This window comes from Pseudomonas putida, from assembly GCF_002906855.1.
Taxonomy (GTDB): Bacteria; Pseudomonadota; Gammaproteobacteria; order Pseudomonadales; family Pseudomonadaceae; genus Aquipseudomonas; species Aquipseudomonas putida_N.
Window position 1 is genome coordinate 571680 of record NZ_MINI01000038.1, and the last position, 20595, is coordinate 592274.

A 20595-nucleotide genomic window follows, 5' to 3' on the forward strand; every position below is an offset into this window, starting at 1 on the left:
CTCTGTGTTAATTCAGTTGGATAGGTGTTGGGGCCATTCGCGGGACAAGCCCGCTCCTACAGGGATCGTGCAGGCGCGGGCTTGTCCCGTGGAAGGGCCCGAATGGGGTCTAGTGTGCCCGAGCTTGAGGCAGCTGTCAGGCCATTGGGCCGCGTGGATAGCGCTTGAGTTTTTCTGCAAGCTCGCGGCCCGGGATTGGCCGGTCGAACAGGTAGCCCTGGCCGACGTCGCAGCGGTGCCGGCGCAGGAACGCCAGTTGCTCTGGCGTCTCGATGCCCTCGGCCACCACCTTGAGCTTGAGGTTGTGGGCCATGGCCACTACCGCCGAGGTGATTTCCATGTCGTCCTGGTTGTCGGGGATCTCGTTGATGAAGCTGCGGTCGATCTTGATGATGTCGATCGGGAACTTCTTCAGGTAGCTCAACGACGAATAGCCGGTGCCGAAGTCATCCATGGCCAGGGTCAGGCCCAGCGCCTTGAGCTCGTCGAGCTGGCGGTGGGTGTCTTCCGAGGCTTCCAGCAGCAGGCCTTCGGTCAGCTCCAGCTCCAGCAGGTGCGCAGGCAGGCCTTCTTCCTTGAGGATGGAGGCGATCGAGGCCACCAGGTCGGGGTCGGAGAACTGCTTGGGCGACAGGTTGATGGCCACGTGCAGGCAGCCCATGCCGGCTTCCTGCAGTTGCTGGCTCATGCGGCACGACTGGCGCACCACCCACTTGCCGATGGGAATGATCAGGCCGGTTTCCTCGGCCACGCTGATGAACTGGTCCGGGCGGATCATGCCGCGTTCGGGGTGGTTCCAGCGCAGCAAGGCCTCTAGGCCCAACAGGCGACCGCTGCGCAGGCACAGCTTGGGCTGGTAGAACACCTCCAGCTCGTTCTGGGTCAGGGCGCGGCGCAGGTTGTTCTCGACGAACAGCTTGTAGCTGGCTTCGGCGTTGAGCACTTCGGTGAACACCTGCACCTGGTGCTTGCCGTTGGCCTTGGCCTTGTGCAGGGCGAGGCCGGCGTTCTTCATCAGGGTGGTCGGATCGCTGCCGTGCAGCGGCGCGCAGGCCAGACCCACCGAGGCGGTAACGTTGATCAGCTGGTTGTCGACGAACATCGGCTTGTCGAGGGTGCGCAGTAACTGCAGGGCAACGCCCTGGCCGTCTTCCAGGCTGGTGTCGTCGAGCAGCACGGCGAACTCGTTGCTGGCAAAACGGGCGAGCACGCCGTTCACGCTCAGGCTGTTGCGCAGGCGCCGGGCCAGGCTGATCAGCAGCTTGTCGCCGGTCTGGTGGCCGAGGCTGTCGTTGATCCGCTTGAAGTTGTCGATGTCCACCAGCAGCAGGCAGATCGGGTTCTCGCTGTCGCGGGCGAAGCGCTCGTCGAGCTTGCGGATGAACGCCGGGCGGTTGCCGAGGTTGGTCAGGTTGTCGGTGTAGGCCAGGCGCTCGATGCGCTGCTGGGCAAGTTTGGTCTGGGTGACGTCTTCGTAGATGCCAATGTAGTGGGTCAGCTCACGGTTGTCGCCGTACACTTTGGAGATCGACAGCTGGCCCCAGTAGGGTTCGAGGTTCTTGCGCCGGCTTTTGAATTCACCCTGCCAGCTGTTGCCCATGGCCAGGCTCGACGGCGAGTCGAACAGCAGCTCGCTGAGGTTTTCCAGGGCAGGCAGCTCGGCCAGGTGGTGGCCCTGGACTTCCTCGGTGCTGTACTGGGTGATCGCCGTGAAGCTTGGGTTGACGTACTCCACCACGCCGTCGCGGTTGACCAGCAGGAAGGCGCTGGCGCTCTGTTCCACAGCCCGCTGGAACAGGTGCAGGGCGCTGGCTGCGGTGCGCCGGTTGTGGTTGGTGATGACCTGGGCGAACTGGTCGGCCAGCTCACCGGCAAAGGCGATTTCGTCGGACTGCCAGGCCCGCGGCTGGCCGGTCTGCTCCAGGCACAGTACGCCGACCACCTGGCCATCGACGCGAATGCTGGCGTCGAGCATGGCGTTGTTGTCGGCATACAGGGTCTGGGCCAGCTCTCGGGTCCGAGGGTCGTGGTTGGCGTTGTGCGCGTCGATGGCGCGGCTGGCGTGCAGGGCTTCGAGGTAGTCGGGGAAGCGGCTGGCATCGATCGGTTCGGGCAGGCGGTGCACTTGCTCGTTGCGCAGCCAGGCACTGATCGGCTCCAGGCGCTGGTCGTCCAGGTGCCAGATGCTGGCACTGTCGACCTTGTAGATTTCGCAGGCGCTGCGGGTGATCAGCTGGGCGGCTTCGAGCAGCGAGTTTTCGGCGCTGTAGCGCTGGCGGGCAAGGCGCAGGATGAGGTCTTGCTGGGCGCGCACGCGCTCCAGGTGCTCAAGCTGCTCCTGCTGGGCGCGCTGATTGATCTGCAGGGCCAGTTGCAGGCGGTTGTTGCGCGATTCCAGATCGTTGGTGTCGAGGTCGCTGTCGTCTTCGTCATCAAGCACCGTCAGGAAGCCGCGCAGCAGCTGGCGGTTGTGCTGCTTGAACGCTTCGCCGGCTTCCAGCAGGGGCAGCGCGCGGGCCTGGGTATGCAGGGTATAGCGCACGCGGTAGTAGCCACGGTTGCTCAGTTGCAGCTGGATCTCATCGTGCAGCCGATAGCGTGCTTCGGGTTCCATCAGGCTGGCGTAGGGCGAATCGATCAGTGCGCACAGCTCGGAAGCGGGCAAGCCGAACTGGCGGTCGCAGGCCGGGTCCAGGTAAAGCATCGCCCAGTTGGCTTCGTTCAGCCTTTCGAAACGCAACATGCCGAGCCGCGAGGGCACGGGGAGCTGCGTGACGACCTCGGCCGCCACACGGCTGGCGGCATCGGGTTGGCTTTTCATCGAAGACTCGCTTGAAGGGGGACGCGGCCTGGGCGGCGGCGCATCTGGCAAGGTTGCATCATGTCCCTGAGGCTGGCAAGCGGCCATGAGGGCTGTCATGTATATGTTTTCGGCCGGCTGGCCGAAATCCTTAGTTTGGCTTGAGGATTTGGGAACTGGCAGGCAAAAAAAGCCCCGCCATCTGGCGGGGTTGAGGTACGAGCGTGGCAGCTCGAAAAGAGTACTGCCCCTCGCAAGGAGGGGCAGTGTGCCGCCTTACAGCAGCATGGTGCGGATATCGCCCAGCACGTCGCCCAGGCGCTTGGTGAAGCGCGCGGCGGCAGCGCCGTTGATCACACGGTGATCGTAGGACAGCGACAGTGGCAGCATCAGTTTCGGCTGGAAGGCCTTGCCATCCCAGACTGGCTGCATGGTCGCCTTGGAGACGCCCAGGATCGCCACTTCCGGCGCGTTGACGATCGGCGTGAAGCCGGTGCCGCCAATGTGGCCGAGGCTGGAGATGGTGAAGCAGGCACCTTGCATGTCGTCGGCCGACAGCTTCTTGGTGCGCGCCTTCTCGGCCAGTGCAGCGGCTTCGGCAGCCAGTTGCAGCAGGCTCTTCTGGTCGACGTTCTTGATCACAGGGACCAGCAGGCCGTCCGGGGTGTCCACAGCGAAGCCGATGTGCACGTACTTCTTGCGGATGATGGCCTTGCCGCTTGGCGCCAGCGAGCTGTTGAAGTCCGGCAGTTCCTTGAGCAGGAAGGCGCAGGCCTTGAGCAGCAGTGGCAGCACGGTCAGCTTGACGCCAGCCTTCTCGGCCACGGCCTTCTGCGCAACGCGGAAGGCTTCCAGCTCGGTGATGTCGGCGGAGTCGAACTGGGTCACGTGCGGCACGTTCAGCCAGCTGCGGTGCAGGTTGGTGGCGCCGACCTGCATCAGGCGGGTCAGGGCGACTTCTTCCACTTCACCGAACTTGCTGAAGTCCACGGCCGGGATCGGCGGGATGCCAGCGCCACCGGTTGCGCCAGCGGCGGCTGGTGCGGCCGATGCTTTCTGCATCATCGCCTTGACGTAGACCTGCACGTCTTCTTTCAAGATGCGACCGTGGGGACCGGTGGCGGCCACTGCGCCCAGGTCGACACCGAATTCACGGGCCAGCTGGCGAACTGCCGGGCCTGCGTGAACCTTGGCATTGCTGCCGGCAGCCGGTGCGGTAGCGATCGGCGCTGGAGCTTCGGCTGGAGCAGCAGCTGGAGCGGCAGCAGCAGGCGCGGCAGCCGGGGCAGGTGCAGCAGCGGCTGGAGCCGGGGCAGCAGCAGGTGCTGCGCCAGCAACCTTGAGCTTGAAGATCAGGTCGCCAGTGCCGACTTCGTCTTCCAGCTTGCACAGGACTTCTTCGACCACGCCGGCAGCCGGCGACGGGATTTCCATGGAGGCCTTGTCGGACTCCAGGGTAATCAGCGACTGGTCGGCTTCGACGGTGTCGCCGACCTTGACCAGCACTTCGATGATCTTGGCCTTGCCCGACGAACCGATGTCCGGCACGTGGATGTCCTGCACGCTGGCGGCAGCCGGTGCTGCTGCCGGAGCAGGGGCGGCTTCGGCGGCCGGAGCCGGCGCAGCAGCTGGAGCCGGAGCAGCAGCGGCAGCTGGAGCCTCAGGGGCCGCAGCAGCGGCGCCCTCGGCTTCCAGAACCAGCAGCTCGTCGCCTTCTTTCAGACGGTCGCCCAGCTTGACCTTCAGTTCCTTGATCACGCCGGCCTTGGGGGCTGGGATCTCCATGGAGGCCTTGTCGGACTCCAGGGTCAGCAGGCTCTGGTCAGCCTCGATACGATCACCGACCTTGACGAACAGCTCGATGATTTCACCTTCACCGCTGCCGATGTCAGGTACGCGAATGAGTTCGCTCACTTAAAAATACTCCTCAGCAGTCCAGTGGGTTGCGCTTGTCCGGGTCGATGCCGAACTTGACGATGGCGTCAGCCACAACCTTGGGTTCGATCTCGCCGCGGTCAGCCAGGGCTTCCAGGGCAGCCAGCACCACGAAGTGGCGGTCGACTTCGAAGAAGTGACGCAGCTTCTTGCGGCTGTCGCTGCGACCGTAACCGTCGGTACCCAGGACTTTGAACTCTTTGCTCGGCACCCACTGGCGAATCTGTTCGGCGAACAGCTTCATGTAGTCGGTGGAGGCGATGACCGGACCTTTGCGACCGTTCAGGCACTGCTCGACGTAGGTCTGCTGTGGCTTCTGGCCAGGCTTCAGGCGGTTGGCGCGTTCCACGGCCAGGCCGTCGCGACGCAGTTCGTTGAAGCTGGTGACGCTCCACACGTCGGCGCCGACGTTGAACTCTTCACGCAGGATCTTCGCCGCTTCGCGGACTTCGCGCAGGATGGTGCCGGAGCCCATCAGCTGCACGTGGTGCGCGGCATCGCGGGTGTCTTCTTCGAGCAGGTACATGCCCTTGATGATGCCTTCCTCGACACCGGCCGGCATGGCTGGCTGCTGGTAGGATTCGTTCATCACGGTGATGTAGTAGAAGATGTCCTGTTGCTCTTCGGTCATCTTCTTCATGCCGTCCTGGATGATCACCGCCAGCTCGTAGCCGTAGGTCGGATCGTAGGTGCGGCAGTTCGGGATGGTGCCCGCCATCATGTGGCTGTGACCGTCTTCGTGCTGCAGGCCTTCACCGTTGAGGGTGGTACGGCCGGCGGTACCGCCGATCAGGAAGCCACGGGTGCGGCTGTCGCCGGCAGCCCAGGCCAGGTCGCCAATGCGCTGGAAGCCGAACATCGAGTAGAAGATGTAGAACGGCAGCATCGGCTGGTTGTGGCAGCTGTACGAGGTACCGGCAGCGATGAACGACGACATGGCGCCGGCTTCGTTGATGCCTTCCTCGAGGATCTGGCCCTTCTTGTCTTCGCGGTAGAACATCACCTGGTCTTTATCGACTGGCTCGTAGAGCTGGCCGACCGACGAGTAGATGCCCAGCTGGCGGAACATGCCTTCCATACCGAAGGTACGGGCTTCGTCCGGGATGATCGGGACGATGCGCTGGCCGATGTCCTTGTCCTTGACCAGCTGCGCCAGGATGCGCACGAAGGCCATGGTGGTGGAAATTTCGCGGTCGCCCGAGCCGTCCAGGATCGCTTTCAGCGTTTCCAGTGGCGGGGTCGGCACGCTGAAGCTCTTGGCGCGGCGCTGAGGCACGAAGCCACCCAGGGCATTGCGGCGCTCGGCCAGGTACTTGGCTTCGGCAGAACCTTCTTCCGGCTTGAAGAACGGCAGGTTCTCCAGGTCGGCATCCTTGACCGGGATGTCGAAGCGGTCACGGAAGTGACGCAGGCTGTCGACGTCGACCTTCTTGGTGTTGTGCGCGGTGTTCTTGGCTTCGCCAGCACCGGTACCGTAACCCTTGATGGTCTTGGCCAGGATGACGGTTGGCTGATCCTTGTGGTTTACAGCCTGGTGGTAAGCCGCGTAGACCTTGTACGGGTCGTGGCCGCCACGGTTGAGCTTCCAGATCTCGTCGTCGGACAGGTCTTCGACCATGGCCTTGAGCTCTGGGGTGTTGAAGAAGTTCTCACGAACGTACGCGCCGTCTTTGGCTTTGTAGTTCTGGTACTCGCCGTCGATGACTTCGTCCATGCGGCGCTGCAGGGCACCGTTGGTGTCCTTGGCGAACAGTGGGTCCCAGAAGCGGCCCCAGACGACCTTGTTGACGTTCCAGCCACCGCCACGGAACACGCCTTCGAGTTCCTGGATGATCTTGCCGTTGCCGCGAACCGGGCCGTCGAGCCGCTGCAGGTTGCAGTTGATGACGAAGATCAGGTTGTCCAGCTTCTCGCGGCCGGCCAGGGCGATTGCGCCCAGGGATTCCGGCTCGTCGCACTCGCCGTCGCCCATGAAGCACCAGACCTTCTGCTTGCCGGCCGGGATGAAGCCACGGGCTTCCAGGTACTTCATGAAACGTGCCTGGTAGATAGCCTGGATCGGGCCCAGACCCATCGAAACGGTCGGGAACTGCCAGAAGTCAGGCATCAGCCATGGGTGCGGGTACGAAGACAGGCCGTTGCCGTCCACTTCCTGACGGAAGTTGTTCATCTGGTCTTCGTTGATGCGGCCTTCCATGAAGGCACGGGCGTAGACGCCTGGCGATGCATGGCCCTGGAAGAAGATCAGGTCGCCGCCATGTTCTTCAGTTGGCGCCTGGAAGAAGTAGTTGAAGCCGATGTCGTACAGGGTGGCACTGGAAGCGAAGCTGGAGATGTGGCCGCCCAGGTCCGAGTCCTTCAGGTTGGTGCGCATCACCATGGCCAGCGCGTTCCAACGCACCATCGAGCGAATGCGGCGTTCCATGAACAGGTCGCCAGGCATGCGTGCTTCGTGGGTGACAGGGATGGTGTTGCGGTATGGCGTGGTGATTGCGTACGGCAGCTGGGAGCCACTGCGGGTGGCCAGCTCGCCCATGCGGGTCATCAGGTAATGAGCGCGGTCTTCGCCTTCTTTGTCGAGGACCGACTCCAGGGCATCCAGCCATTCCTGGGTTTCGATTGGATCGAGGTCTTGCATGGCTTGCTCCAGGGCGGAAAGGCCACCAGAATCGGGGGCCTGAGTTTGCGACTGGCCTTATGGGCAGACGTCGTGAATTCTTGGATTACCGGGGTGTCTCCCGGCGCCGTGTAGTTTTACTACATTTGCTTCGGCATTTCATGCTTTTGCACGCCATGGGTAGTAGTAAAACTACACAAATGCGACGTTTGGTCGCACCTTGGCTTGTGAGGAAAAACGTTCATGTTGGTTGGCGATGTGTCGCGAACAGGTGAATCTTGATGTTTCTTGCCAATGATTCGTTTTTTTCAGCTATTTCCAACTTTTGTATGACAGTCCAACCGAGGTTCGGCTTCCTCTTGGCCGCTTTTTCCCCTTCATTTCACGCCGATCAAGGATAGACCATGCGCCTACCTTTGCCGCTCGAACTGCCTGCTTCCCTGCAACCGCTGGTCGTGCGCAACCAGCAGTTTCTGAGCGATGCCGTGGCAGGCCACGCTGACCTCGACCTGCACACCTGGACCCCGTTGCACCGGCAACAGTTCGATCAGGTTGCCGCTGCCAGCGACTTCGTCCTTGGCATGGCCCAGCGCGAGCCGGCCATGTTGTTCGCCCTGATCGCCAGCGGTGAGCTGGACCGCCGCTACGCCCCGGGCGAGCTGCGCGGGCAAATCGCCGCTGCGGCCCAGGCCGCGCAGAGCGAGGACGAGCTGGCGCGCAACCTGCGCCGCGAGCGCAACCGCCAGCAGCTGCGGATCATCTGGCGCGACATCACCCGCCAAGCCGAGCTGGGCGAGACCTGCCGCGACCTGTCGGACCTCGCCGACGCGGCCATCGATGAAGCCTACCAGTGGTTGTACCCGCGCCATTGCCAGCAGTTCGGCACGCCGATCGGCAACCGCAGCGGCCAGCCGCAGCATATGGTGGTGCTGGGCATGGGCAAGCTGGGCGCGGTGGAGCTGAACCTGTCGTCGGACATCGACCTGATCTTCGCCTTCCCCGAAAACGGCGAAACCGAAGGGGTCAAGCGCTCGCTGGAGAACCAGGAGTTCTTCACCCGCCTCGGCCAGCGCCTGATCAAGGCGCTCGACCCGGTGACCGTCGATGGCTTCGTGTTCCGCGTCGACATGCGCCTGCGCCCTTATGGTTCGGCCGGCGCGCTGGTGCTCAGCTTCAATGCGCTGGAGCAGTACTACCAGGACCAGGGCCGCGACTGGGAACGCTACGCAATGATCAAGGCGCGGGTGGTGGCCGGTGACCAGGCCGCTGGCGCGCAACTGCAGGACATGCTGAAGCCGTTCGTGTACCGGCGTTACTTGGACTTTTCCGCAATCGAAGCGCTGCGCACCATGAAGCAGCTGATCCAGCAGGAAGTGCGGCGCAAGGGCATGGCCGACAACATCAAGCTGGGTGCCGGTGGCATCCGCGAGGTCGAGTTCATCGCCCAGGCCTTCCAGCTGATCCATGGCGGTCGTGACCTGAGCCTGCAACTGCGGCCATTGCTCAAGGTGCTGGCAACCCTGGAAGGCCAGGGTTATCTGCCACCCGCCGTGGTCGCAGAGCTGCGTGAAGGCTATGAATTCCTGCGTTACACCGAGCACGCCATCCAGGCTATCGCCGACCGCCAGACGCAGATGCTGCCGGACAGCGAGCTGGACCGTGAGCGGGTTGCCTATATCCTTGGCTTTGCTGACTGGCAGAGCTTCCACGATCAGTTGATGCACTGGCGCGGCCGGGTCGACTGGCACTTCCGCCAGGTCATCGCCGACCCGGATGAAGACGAAGGCGAGGGCGAGCTGGTGGTGGGCGGCGAGTGGTCGCCACTGTGGGAACAGGCACAAGATGAAGAGGCCGCGGGCCGCCAGCTGGAGGAAGCGGGCTTCAAACAGCCGGCCGAAGCGCTGCGCCGCCTGGCCGCGCTGCGTGCCAGCCCGCAGCTGCGCTCGATGCAGCGCATCGGCCGCGAGCGCCTGGATGCGTTCATTCCACGCTTGCTGGCCCAGGCCGTGGAGCATGACAACCCGGACCTGGTGCTGGAGCGCGTGCTGCCGCTGGTCGAAGCCGTAGCGCGGCGTTCGGCCTATCTGGTATTGCTCACCGAAAATCCGGGTGCGCTGCGGCGCTTGCTGACTTTGTGCGCCGCCAGCCCGTGGATTGCCGAGCAGATCGCCCGCTACCCGTTGCTGCTCGATGAGTTGCTCAACGAAGGCCGCCTGTTCAGCCCGCCACTGGCGCCGGAACTGGCCGCCGAGCTGCGTGAGCGCTTGACGCGCATCCCCGAGGACGACCTGGAACAGCAGATGGAGGCGCTGCGCCACTTCAAGCTGGCCCACAGCCTGCGTGTGGCTGCGTCGGAAATCAGCGGCAACCTGCCGTTGATGAAAGTCAGCGACTACCTGACCTGGCTGGCCGAAGCCATTCTCGACCAGGTGCTGGCCCTGGCCTGGCGCCAGACCGTGGCCCGCCATGGCCAGCCCAAGCGCAGTGACGGCAGCCTGTGCGACCCAGGCTTCATCATAATCGGCTATGGCAAGGTCGGCGGCCTGGAGCTGGGCCATGGTTCGGACCTGGACCTGGTGTTCATCCACGATGGCGACCCGCAAGCGGAAACCGACGGCGCCAAGCCGATCGACAGCGCGCAGTTCTTCACTCGCCTGGGCCAGCGCATCATCCACCTGCTGACCACCCAGACCAACTCCGGCCAGCTGTATGACGTCGACATGCGCCTGCGCCCATCCGGCGCGGCGGGGCTGCTGGTCAGCTCGCTGGGGGCGTTCGAGCGTTACCAGCAGAGCGAAGCCTGGACTTGGGAGCACCAGGCCCTGGTGCGTGCCCGTGTGCTGGTGGGCTGCAAGCAGGTGGCGACGGCGTTCGAGGGGGTGCGCGCCAAGGTCCTGGGCCAGGCCCGCGATCTGGGCAAGTTGCGCAGCGAGGTGAGCGAGATGCGCGCCAAGATGCGCGACAACCTCGGCACCAAGGCCACGCTTGCCGGTACCGCGGCCAATGCCTTCGAGGCCGGTGTGCCGTTCGATATCAAGCAGGATGCCGGCGGTATCGTCGATATCGAATTTATGGTGCAATACGCCGCTTTGGCCTGGTCTCACGAGCACCCGGCCATACTCCGATGGACCGATAACATCCGCATTCTGGAAGAGCTGGAGCAGGCAGGTTTGATGCCGGCCAGTGACGCGGTGCTGTTGCGTGAGGTGTACAAGGCGTTCCGCTCGGCGTCGCACCGCCAGGCCCTGCAGAAGCAGGCCGGGGTGATCGATGCGGCGCAGTTTGCCGATGAGCGCCGCCAGGTGCGGCGGATCTGGGGTGAGCTGGGGCTGTCCTGAAGGCCCGGAAAGGGTCTGAGTGGTACACTGTCCGCCACATAGCCTGAATATAAAGAGGGGAGGCCAGGCTGTATGCAGCCTGTAGCCTCCCCGAGCGTTTCTGGACTAAGCATGAGAATACTGATCATTGGCCCCAGCTGGGTCGGCGACATGGTGATGGCGCAGACCCTGTTCCAGTGCCTGAAACAGCAGCACCCCGACTGCCTGATCGACGTGCTGGCACCCGAGTGGAGCCGGCCGATCCTCGAGCGCATGCCCGAAGTGCGCCAGGCCTTGAGCTTCCCGCTCGGCCACGGCGCGCTGGAACTGGCCACGCGTCGGCGCATCGGCAAGTCCCTGGCCGGCCAGTACGACCAGGCCATCCTGCTGCCCAACTCGCTGAAGTCGGCGCTGGTGCCGTTCTTTGCCGGCATCCCCAAGCGCACCGGCTGGCGTGGCGAAATGCGCTTCGGCTTGCTCAACGACGTGCGCAAGCTGGACAAGGCTCGCTACCCACTGATGATCGAGCGCTTCATGGCCCTGGCCTACGCGCCCGGTGCCGAGCTGCCGCAGCCGTATCCGCGGCCGAACCTGCAGATCGAAGCGCAGAGCCGTGAAGCTGCCATGGCTAAGTTCGGCTTGGCGCTGGACCGCCCGGTGCTTGCGCTGTGCCCTGGGGCCGAGTTTGGCGAGGCCAAGCGCTGGCCGGCCGAGCACTATGCCCAAGTTGCTGACGCGATGATCCGCCAGGGCTGGCAGGTGTGGCTGTTCGGCTCGAAGAATGATCACCCGGTCGGCGAGCAGATTCGCGACCGGCTGATTCCGGGGTTCCGTGAAGAGTCGTACAACCTGGCGGGCGAAACCTCGTTGGCCGAGGCCATCGATTTGATGTCCTGCGCCGATGCCGTGGTGTCCAACGACTCCGGCCTGATGCACGTGGCCGCCGCGCTGAACCGCCCGTTGGTCGCGGTGTACGGTTCCACTTCGCCAGGCTTCACGCCGCCGCTGGCCGAACAGGTGGAAGTGGTGCGCACCGGCATCGAATGCAGCCCGTGCTTCGACCGCACCTGCCGCTTCGGCCACTATAACTGCCTGCGCCTGCTGGAGCCTGGCAAAGTCATCGCTGCCCTGCACAGCCTGGGCGGTCCGAACCTGATCGATACCGTGGCCGAGGTCGACTAAGTGCGGGTACTGATCATCAAGACCTCGTCGCTGGGTGATGTGATCCACACCTTGCCGGCGCTGACCGACGCCGCCCATGCCATCCCGGGCATCCGTTTCGACTGGGTAGTGGAAGAAGGCTTCGCCGAGATCCCCAGCTGGCACCCGGCGGTCGACCAGGTTATCCCGGTGGCGATCCGCCGCTGGCGCAAGAACATCTGGCAGACGATCAAGAGCGGCGAGTGGAAGGCGTTCAAGCAGCGCGTTCGCGAGCACAAGTATGACCTGGTGATCGATGCCCAGGGCCTGGTCAAGTCGGCCTGGCTGACCCGCTACGTCAAGGCCCCGGTCGCCGGCCTGGACCGCTTCTCGGCCCGTGAAGGCTGGGCCAGCCGTTTCTACGACCGGCCGCTGTCGGTTGCCGTCGGCCAGCATGCCGTGGAGCGTGTGCGCCAACTGTTCGCCATGGCCCTGGCCTACGACCTGCCGGAAGGCATCGGCTACTACGGCCTCGACCTTGACCGCCTGCAACTGCCGCCGGCTGCGCCCTACGTGGTATTCCTGCACGGCACCACCTGGGCGACCAAGCACTGGCCCGAAGCCTACTGGCGTGAACTGGCCGAGCGCCTGGGCCGGCGCAAGCTGCAGGTGCGCCTGCCGTGGGGCAACCCGGCCGAGAAGGCCCGCGCCGAGCGCATCGCCCAAGGCTTGAACAACTGCCAGGTGCTCCCCAAATTGAACCTTGCCGGCGTTGCCCGTGTGCTGGCGGCGGCCAAGGCCTGTGTGGCGGTGGATACCGGCCTCGGCCACCTGGCTGCAGCGCTGGATGTGCCGACCATTTCACTGTTCGGGCCTACCAACCCGGGCCTGACCGGCGCCTACGGGCGCGTGCAGGTTCACCAGGCCAGCGATTTCCCGTGCGCACCGTGCCTGCAGAAGAAGTGCACCTATAAACCGAGCGCGGACGACCTGCGCCGGTTCGATCTGAAACGCGAGTGGCCGCTGTGCTTCACTCGCCTGAATCCCGAGCATGTAGCGAGCCGCCTGAGCGCGCTGCTGCTGGCTGAGGATGTTCGTTGATGCAACTGGCTTTCGTGCTTTACAAATATTTCCCCTTCGGCGGGCTGCAGCGCGATTTCATGCGCATTGCCCTGGAATGCCAGAAGCGGGGCCACCAGATCCGCGTGTACACGCTGATCTGGGAGGGTGACATTCCGCCGGGCTTCGAGGTGCTGGTGGCGCCGGTCAAGGCGATCTTCAACCACCGCCGCAACGAGAAGCTCAGCGCCTGGATGGAAGCGGACCTGGCCAAGCGCCCGGTCGACCGCCTGATCGGCTTCAACAAGATGCCGGGGCTGGACGTTTACTACGCCGCCGACGGCTGCTTCGAGGACAAGGCGCAGACCCTGCGCGGTGGCCTGTACCGCCGCTGGGGCCGCTACCGGCACTTCGCCGAATACGAGCGCGCGGTGTTCGCCAAGGACGCGCGCACCGAAGTGCTGATGATTTCCGAAGTGCAGCAGCCGCTGTTCATCAAGCACTACGGCACCCCCGTGGAGCGCTTCCACCTGCTGCCACCGGGCATTTCCCAGGACCGCCGCGCGCCGGCCAATGCCGCCGAGATCCGCGCCGAGTTCCGCAAGGAATTCAACCTGGGCGATGACGAGCTGCTGCTGGTGCAGATCGGGTCGGGCTTCAAGACCAAGGGCGTCGACCGCAGCCTCAAGGCCCTGGCCGCGCTGCCATCGGCGCTGCGCAAGCGCACCAGGCTGATGGTCATCGGCCAGGACGATCCCAAGGTGTTCCAGTTGCAGAGCGCCACCCTGGGCCTGGGCGAACAGGTGCAGTTCCTCAAGGGCCGCAGCGACATCCCGCGCTTCCTGCTGGGCGCCGACCTGCTGATCCACCCGGCGTACAACGAGAACACCGGTACGGTGCTGCTCGAGGCCCTGGTGGCCGGCCTGCCGGTGCTGGTGTCCAAGGTCTGCGGCTACGCCCACTACATCGCCGAGGCCGACAGTGGCCTGGTGCTGGACGAGCCGTTCGAACAGGAGCAGCTCAATGCTTATCTGCAGCGCATGCTGGAAGACGGGCAGGCCCGCGCCGACTGGTCGCGCAATGGCCTGGCCTTCGCCGACAGCGCCGACCTGTACAGCATGCCGCAGCATGCTGCCGATGTGATCCTGGGACAGGAGACCGCATGAAGCTGATAGTGGCCGAACCTTTCAAGCGCCTATGGGCCGGGCGTGACGCCTTCGAGGCCGTGGAAGCGCTGCAAGGCGAGGTCTATCGCGAGCTGGAAGGCCGTCGCACGCTGCGTACCGAAGTCCAGGGCGAAGGCTTCTTTGTCAAGATTCACCGCGGCATCGGCTGGGGCGAGATCTTTAAGAACCTGCTCACCGCCAAACTGCCGGTGCTGGGTGCCGGCCAGGAATGGCAGGCCATCCAGCGCCTGCATGAGGTGGGCGTGCCGACCATGACCGCCGTGGCCTATGGCGAGCGCGGCAGCAACCCGGCCAGCCAGCATTCGTTCATCATCACCGAAGAGCTGGCGCCGACCATCAGCCTGGAAGATTTCAGCATCGACTGGGTGAAAAAACCGCCCGAGCCGCGTCTGAAGCGTGCGCTGATTGCTGAAGTAGCGAAGATGACCGGCGGCATGCACCGCGCCGGGGTCAATCACCGCGACTGCTACATCTGCCACTTCCTGCTGCACACCGACCGACCGGTGACGCCGGAAGACTTCAAACTGTCGGTCATCGACCTGCACCGCGCGCAGACCCGGGCGAAAATCAGCCGCCGCTGGCGTGACAAGGACCTGGCCGCGCTGTACTTCTCGGCGCTGGACATCGGCTTGACCCGGCGCGACAAGCTGCGCTTCCTGCGCGGTTATTTCCAGCAACCGTTGCGGCAGATCCTGGCCGAGGAGGCCGCGCTGCTCGCCTGGCTCGAACGCAAGGCGCAGAAGCTCTACGATCGCAAGCAACGCTATGGGGATGCACTCTGATGGCGGGTTGGACACTGGCGCCAGGCTACGAACATCTGGCGTCGGACTTTGGCAGCCTCGATGCGGTCTTTGCCCTCAAGGGCGAACACCTCACGCGTGATCCGCTCAGCGAGGTCATCCGCATCGAGCGTGACGGGGTCAACTACTACGTCAAGCGCTACACCGGCGCTGGCAAGCATATGCGTCGCTACCTGGGCCGGCCACGTATCAAGGCCGAATGGCAGAACCTCAAGCAGTTCGCCAAGTGGGAGATTCCCACGGCCGAAGTGGTGGGCTGGGGCCTGGAACGCAAAGGCCTGGCCTTTGGCCGTGGCGCGATGATCACCCGTGAGCTGCCGCACACCGAAGACCTCTCGGCCTTGGCTGAGCGCAACGACCCACGCCTGGCCGACCGGATGTGGGTCGACAAGCTGAGCCGTCAGCTGGCGCGCCACACCCGGGTGATGCACGAGCACCGTTTCGCCCACAACGACCTGAAATGGCGCAACTTGCTGGTCGACGACCTGGGCACGCTGTTCTTCATCGACTGCCCGACCGGTGACTTCTGGCGCGGCTTCATGTGGCGCCACCGCATGATCAAAGACCTGGCCTGCCTGGACAAGGTGGCCAAATATCACCTGTCGGCGACCCAGCGCCTGCGCTTCTACCTGCAGTACCGTGGGCGTCAGCGCCTGAATGTGCGCGACAAGCGACGCATTCGCCAGGTGCTGAGCTTCTTCGAGGGAAGGGAATGACCGATTACCTGGCCAGCGCGGACCTCGCGCTGCTCAAACGCCATGGCTTGAACGACTTCGAAGCGCTGTGGGCGCTGCAGCTTGACGCCGTGGACGAACCCAACACCGGCCGTGGCGGCTGGAGCAGCGTCTACCGCCTGGAGCTTGAAGGCAAAGGCTATTACCTCAAGCGCCAGAGCGATTACCTGACCCGCACCCTGCACCGGCCGTTTGGCGAACCGACCTTCGCCCGCGAATTCCGCAATATCAGCCGCTACCAGAAACTGCGCATCCCGGCTTTGCAGGCCGTGTTCTACGGCGAGCGCAAGCAGAACGGCCAGCACCGGGCGATCCTGATGACCCGTGCGCTGGACGAATGGAGCGACCTGGAGGGCCTGCTGGCCCAGTGGTCACAGCTTGCCGATGATACCCGGGTGGGCATCCTCAAGGCCTGCGGACATCTGGCGCGTACCCTGCACGGTGCCGGCCAGGTGCACGGCTGTTTCTATCCCAAGCACATCTTCCTGCGCCAACGCCGCGAAGGCTGGGAAGCCCAGCTGATAGACCTGGAAAAGACCCGGCCGTTGCTGTTCGGCATGCGCGACCGCCTGCGCGATCTGGAGCCGCTGCTGCGCCGTGCCAGTGCCTGGAGCGAGGCGGACGTGCGCCAGTTGCTGGCCGCCTACCTGCAGCAGCCTGCTGACAGCGCCCTGGTCGACACCTGGCTGCAACGTCTGATGCAACGCCGTCGTGAAAAAGAGGCCCGTTGATGCGTTTGTCCCAACTCAAAGACGCCGGGCGCAGCCCGACACTGCCCTTGAGCATCACCCTCGCCGATGCCGCCGGCACGGCGGACCTGCAATTGCTCAGGCTGCTGCGGGTGTTGCCTGGCCAGCGCTATGTCGGCGCTGGCATCTGGCGCGGCACCCCGGTGCTGGCCAAGTTGCTGGTCGGCAGCAATGCTGCACGGCATTTCCAGCGCGAACTGGATGGCGTGAAGCTGCTGGCCAAAGAGGGCCTGACCACACCGCAACTGCTGGCCGACGGCCTGAAGGAAGGCGAGGGCGGCTGGCTGCTGTTCGAGTTCCTCGATGGCGCTGAAAGCCTGGCCGATGCCTGGGCTGCGGTGGAAAACCTGCCGGTACTGGCCGACGAGCAGCACCTGGTCCTGGGCGAAGCCCTCACGGCCGTGGCACAGATGCATGCCCAAGGCCTGTGGCAGGAAGACCTGCACCTGGACAACCTGTTGCGCCACGGCGGCAAGCTGTACCTGATCGACGGCGCCGGCATCAAGGCAGAGACGCCCGGTCAGCAGCTGTCGCGCCCACGTGTGCTGGAAAACCTCGGGGTGTTTTTTGCCCAGTTGCCCAAGCGCCTGGAGCCGTTCATCGAAGAGTTGCTGGTGCACTACCTGCTGGCCAACGCCGAGCATGCGCTGCCGATGGAGGCGCTGCAGAAGCAGGTGGACAAGGTGCGCAGCTGGCGGCAGAAGGATTACCTGGAAAAGGCCGGTCGCGAGTGCAGCCTGTTCAGCGTCGAGCGCAGCCTTTCGGGCCTGCGCGCAATTCGTCGCAGCGAGGTGGACGCCATGCTGCCGGTGTTGGAGCAGGCCGACGCGCTGATCGACAAGGGCCACCTGTACAAGACCGGAGGTGCGGCCAGCGTGGCGCGCATCGAGGTGAACGGTCGCAAGCTGGTGCTCAAGCGCTATAACATCAAGAACACCGCGCACTGGTTCAAGCGGTTCTGGCGCCCGAGTCGCGCCTGGCATTCGTGGATCGAAGGGCACCGCCTGGAATTCCTCGACATCGCCACGCCCCGCCCGCTGGCGGTGCTGGAGCAACGGGTGATGGGCCTGCGCAGCCGCGCTTACCTGGTCACCGAGTATGTCGATGGCCCGGACCTGACTGAGTGCTTTGCGCCCTACGTGGAAAATGGGGATGCGCCTGAAGAGCAGGTCGATGCGTTGGTGCATGTGATGCAGCAGCTGATCCGCGAGCGTATCAGCCATGGCGACTTCAAGGGGCACAACCTGTTCTGGCACAACGGCCAATGGTCGCTGATCGACCTCGACGCCATGTGCCAGCACGCCACCCAGCTCAGCTTCGCACCGGCCTATGCCCGGGACCGAGCGCGCTTGCTGCGCAACTGGCCTACGGGCAGTGCCTTGCATCAGCGGCTCGACCGCCTGCTGCCCAAGCTGACCGAGTAAGCCTCAGGCAGGGCCAGCCAGTCGCTGCTGCGCCCAGCCTGACGCAGGCGGATGCGCCACTGGCCATCCCGCCAGCGCAGGATGGCCCATGGCACGACGCCGGCGTTGGTGGCTTCGGGGATCTGCAAGTGATAGTGACCGGCCAGCAGGTGGCGCCGCAGTGGCAGCTGACCGCCCTGGGTCTGCAGGTAGAGCTGTAGATGATCCGTGAACAGGCCCTCGGCGTCGCTGCTCGGTAAGCCGGCCAGCCGCACCTGCAGGCGACAATCGTCGAACAGGCGTACCAGGTCCGGGAGGCCGTCGTACCAGAACAGTGGCGAGTCGATGACCCAATTGCCGTCCGCCAGACGCTTGATTGGCTGCGTGAGATAGGCATCCGGGCGGTCAGGGTCGATGGCCCGCCAGCGGCTGCCATCGAACGTGACCTTGAAGTAACGGCCTTGGGCATCCTGAATGAAGTACTCGGACAAGCCGTCGAAGGCGGAAGTTTTTTCAAACACTTCCTCGCCGTACACGCCGCCGATGCGATAGCGCAGGTTGCTCGTTTCAGGGGTCACACTGAAACGTGGCGGCAGTGGCAGCGGCGGTTGCTTGGGCATTCCCCGCAGCATGCGGCGCATCAGCCCGGTGCTGGCCAGGCTGGTACCCGCATCATTGAGGTGGCTCAGGGCATTGTAGGCATGGTTGAGCACTCCATTGAGGTCCTCCTGGCGGTAGGCGTCAATGCCGTTCCAGATCTCCAGTGCCATGCGCCCGAGTGCCAACGGGACCATGAGTTTGGTCGGCAGGAGGAGGCTGATCAGGTCCAGTAAGGTCCAGCTTAGTTTCAGCGCCTGTTCGGCATCCACTTCGGCAGTGCTGTGGCTGTTGGCGTCTGCCGCTGCCAGCATGCCGCGAACTTCGGCCATGTAACAGGCCAGGAACAAGTCGTCGTCGATGGCCGGTGTCTCTAACACTCGGCCCAGGCGCCCTCTGAGCAGCAGCTTCTCGACCTGCGCAGCGGGCAGGAGCGGCAGGCGCCGGGCGAAGTAGGTGCGCAGCAAAGGCTTGTCGCGCAGCAGGCGCAGCAGTGCACGGGGGTTGGCAAATGAGCGCCAGGCGCGTCGGTCCGGTGCGTTGGGTGTATAGAGCACGAAGGCGGTGATGTTGCGTGAGCCACTGGCTAGCAATAGCACTCCCTGCACGGTGTTGCGTTGGATCAACAGCTGGCGGGCAATCACCGCGTGCCCGTCCACGCGCGGGCGCAAGGCATTGTGCGGTTGCGACAGCAACTGCTCCACCCAGCGATAGTGGCGCTCTGACCAGTCCTTGGAGAGGTGTCCGGCGTAACGTGCCTTGGCCGCTTCGGCGCGCATGCGTGCACGGTTGACCATGCTGTGTGCATGCAACCGCCACTTGCCTTCCACTGAGTCGATCAACTGCGTGCGCAGGTAGCTGGCGTAGCTGTCACCGACATTCAGGCTTCTGACCAGCGTCTTGATGTAGCTTGGGTTCAGCTGCGCCGGCAGGGCTGTGCCGTCGCTCCTGGCTACCCGTGCGGTCAGCCAGTAGTCATAGTCGAACCAGGCAAGATTGCGGATGGCCAGCTCATCCAGCGGGTAACTGGCATGGATGGCCTCGACCAGTTCTCCGCCAACGTTCTGGAAGCCCCGCCAGGTCACGTAGGACGAAGGTTGCAAGGGGTTGAGCCAGGGCCCGGTCTGGCGTGTGTACACCACCTTGACCAGGATCTCTGACGGCTCAACGGTCAAGCCCAGGTCATGACGAAGGCGGTTTCGTACGCGTTGCCTGGCCCAGCCCTGCAGCGATTCGCGTTGCTGGAACTGCTTGAGCGTGAGGATGCCGGGAGCGGCGACTTGCTCGCCGGTAGCGATAAGCTCCTGCATCCCTTGCATGATGTGTGCGAGCGCCTGAGGCGTTGCCGAGCGCAGCCAGTCGGGCAGGTTTTTATCCAGGAGCGCCGCATAGCGGGTGTCGAGCAGTGCCTTGCTGCCAGCCTCCACGCGCAGTGCCATGGCCTCGCGCAGCTTTTCGGCCGCTCGCTCCGGGGCGTTGGCCGGCAGTGTCGACCAGGTCTGGTTGAGGCGCAGGCGCTGGGCTTCCAGCAGGCAGTCGACCTGCGCTTGCAACGGGTCATCGGCGTACCACTCGTAGCGCAGGCGGTCGGCCAGGCGGGCATTCTCGATTTGCGTATCGTTCACCAGCAACTGCAGCAATGGCCCGCTTTGAAGTGGATCGTCCAGGCGCTCGCACAGCTCTTGGTGCAGTTCGTGCAGCGAGGAATAGGCTTCCATGCCCTGTGCCAAGCCCAATAGCAGTGCAGGGCCGGTTGCCTGGTCGGCTTCGAGGTTTTGCCCTTCTGCCTTTCCGGTGACGATCACGAACATGCCCGGCAGTGCCGCGCGCCATGCCGGGCTGCCGCGCAAGAGCACCGGGCGGTAGGCCTGGGCGCGACGTGCGAGCGGCTGGTGCCGGCGCTGCCAGGCATGAGGAAGGTCGAGGAAGGTGCCGATGACACTGGCCAGGTCCGCGCTCAACGTCTGGTCGGCCGCGCGCAGGTCGGCCTCGGCATGCATCATCGCCCGGCGGATGTCGGCCAGCCGGGTGGCGCGCGAGCGGCCTTGGCTGTCGGTGGCGGCCCAATAGTCGGCGAGCTCGCCATGCAGGTGCTGACGTGACTGCGGTGGCAGGGTGACAACTGGCATCGCTTCGAGCAAGGCCAGCACCTGGTGGTGCAGGAAATCAATACGTTGCAGGGGTAGCATGTTCCGCTCTCCGCGAGTCAGGGAGCGGGCATGCTCAGGCGAGCAGGTGGCGCCTGGGAGTTAAACGT

The 20595-nt window shown here is 64.3% G+C and carries 12 protein-coding genes; 8 read left to right on the plus strand and 4 right to left on the minus strand.

The window, feature by feature from the left end; translation table 11 throughout:
- Positions 1–136: 136 nt before the first annotated feature.
- The 3 genes from BGP85_RS15120 to aceE all read right to left on the minus strand — a co-directional run bounded on the left by BGP85_RS15120 (position 137) and on the right by aceE (position 7373).
- Entirely contained in the window at positions 137–2821 is a 2685-nt protein-coding gene (locus BGP85_RS15120; protein WP_103448667.1) for a putative bifunctional diguanylate cyclase/phosphodiesterase, read from the minus strand.
- Between the two features lie 255 nt (positions 2822–3076).
- Entirely contained in the window at positions 3077–4714 is a 1638-nt protein-coding gene (gene aceF, locus BGP85_RS15125) for a dihydrolipoyllysine-residue acetyltransferase (protein ID WP_103448668.1), read from the minus strand.
- A gap of 13 nt (positions 4715–4727) precedes the next feature.
- Positions 4728–7373, minus strand: coding sequence for a pyruvate dehydrogenase (acetyl-transferring), homodimeric type (gene aceE / locus BGP85_RS15130; RefSeq protein WP_103448669.1), 2646 nt, complete (start codon positions 7371–7373; stop codon positions 4728–4730).
- Between the two features lie 383 nt (positions 7374–7756).
- Between aceE and glnE the strand changes: the two genes are divergently transcribed.
- The 8 genes from glnE (at position 7757) to BGP85_RS15170 (ending at position 17762) form a co-directional block, all read left to right on the plus strand.
- Complete coding sequence (glnE, locus tag BGP85_RS15135) at positions 7757–10690, plus strand: bifunctional [glutamate--ammonia ligase]-adenylyl-L-tyrosine phosphorylase/[glutamate--ammonia-ligase] adenylyltransferase (protein ID WP_103448670.1); 2934 nt, start codon at positions 7757–7759, stop codon at positions 10688–10690.
- Positions 10691–10801: 111 nt separating this feature from the next.
- Positions 10802–11851 (plus strand): lipopolysaccharide heptosyltransferase II, encoded by a 1050-nt coding sequence (gene waaF, locus BGP85_RS15140; protein WP_103448671.1) that lies wholly within the window; start codon positions 10802–10804, stop codon positions 11849–11851.
- Positions 11852–12910: a lipopolysaccharide heptosyltransferase I gene (waaC, locus tag BGP85_RS15145; RefSeq protein WP_103448672.1), complete on the plus strand. Its 1059-nt coding sequence runs from the start codon at positions 11852–11854 to the stop codon at positions 12908–12910.
- The gene (locus BGP85_RS15150; protein ID WP_103448673.1) at positions 12910–14034 is read left to right on the plus strand and encodes a glycosyltransferase family 4 protein; all 1125 of its coding nucleotides are present in this window, start codon (positions 12910–12912) and stop codon (positions 14032–14034) included. The genes waaC and BGP85_RS15150 overlap by 1 nt, the downstream gene beginning before the upstream one ends.
- Positions 14031–14837: a lipopolysaccharide core heptose(I) kinase RfaP gene (rfaP, locus tag BGP85_RS15155; protein ID WP_103448674.1), complete on the plus strand. Its 807-nt coding sequence runs from the start codon at positions 14031–14033 to the stop codon at positions 14835–14837. Before BGP85_RS15150 ends, rfaP begins: the two co-directional genes overlap by 4 nt.
- A complete protein-coding gene (locus BGP85_RS15160; protein ID WP_103448675.1) occupies positions 14837–15571 on the plus strand; it encodes a lipopolysaccharide kinase InaA family protein in 735 nt (244 codons plus the stop codon). Before rfaP ends, BGP85_RS15160 begins: the two co-directional genes overlap by 1 nt.
- Positions 15568–16320, plus strand: coding sequence for a lipopolysaccharide kinase InaA family protein (locus BGP85_RS15165; protein WP_103448676.1), 753 nt, complete (start codon positions 15568–15570; stop codon positions 16318–16320). Before BGP85_RS15160 ends, BGP85_RS15165 begins: the two co-directional genes overlap by 4 nt.
- Positions 16320–17762 carry a lipopolysaccharide kinase InaA family protein gene (locus BGP85_RS15170; RefSeq protein ID WP_103448677.1) on the plus strand — a complete coding sequence of 481 codons (1443 nt, stop codon included), beginning with the start codon at positions 16320–16322 and terminating at the stop codon, positions 17760–17762. The genes BGP85_RS15165 and BGP85_RS15170 overlap by 1 nt, the downstream gene beginning before the upstream one ends.
- Here BGP85_RS15170 and BGP85_RS15175 read toward each other — a convergent pair.
- Entirely contained in the window at positions 17723–20527 is a 2805-nt protein-coding gene (locus BGP85_RS15175) for a dermonecrotic toxin domain-containing protein (protein ID WP_103448678.1), read from the minus strand. The two genes, BGP85_RS15170 and BGP85_RS15175, sit on opposite strands and share 40 nt — an antisense overlap.
- Between the last annotated feature and the right edge of the window lie 68 nt (positions 20528–20595).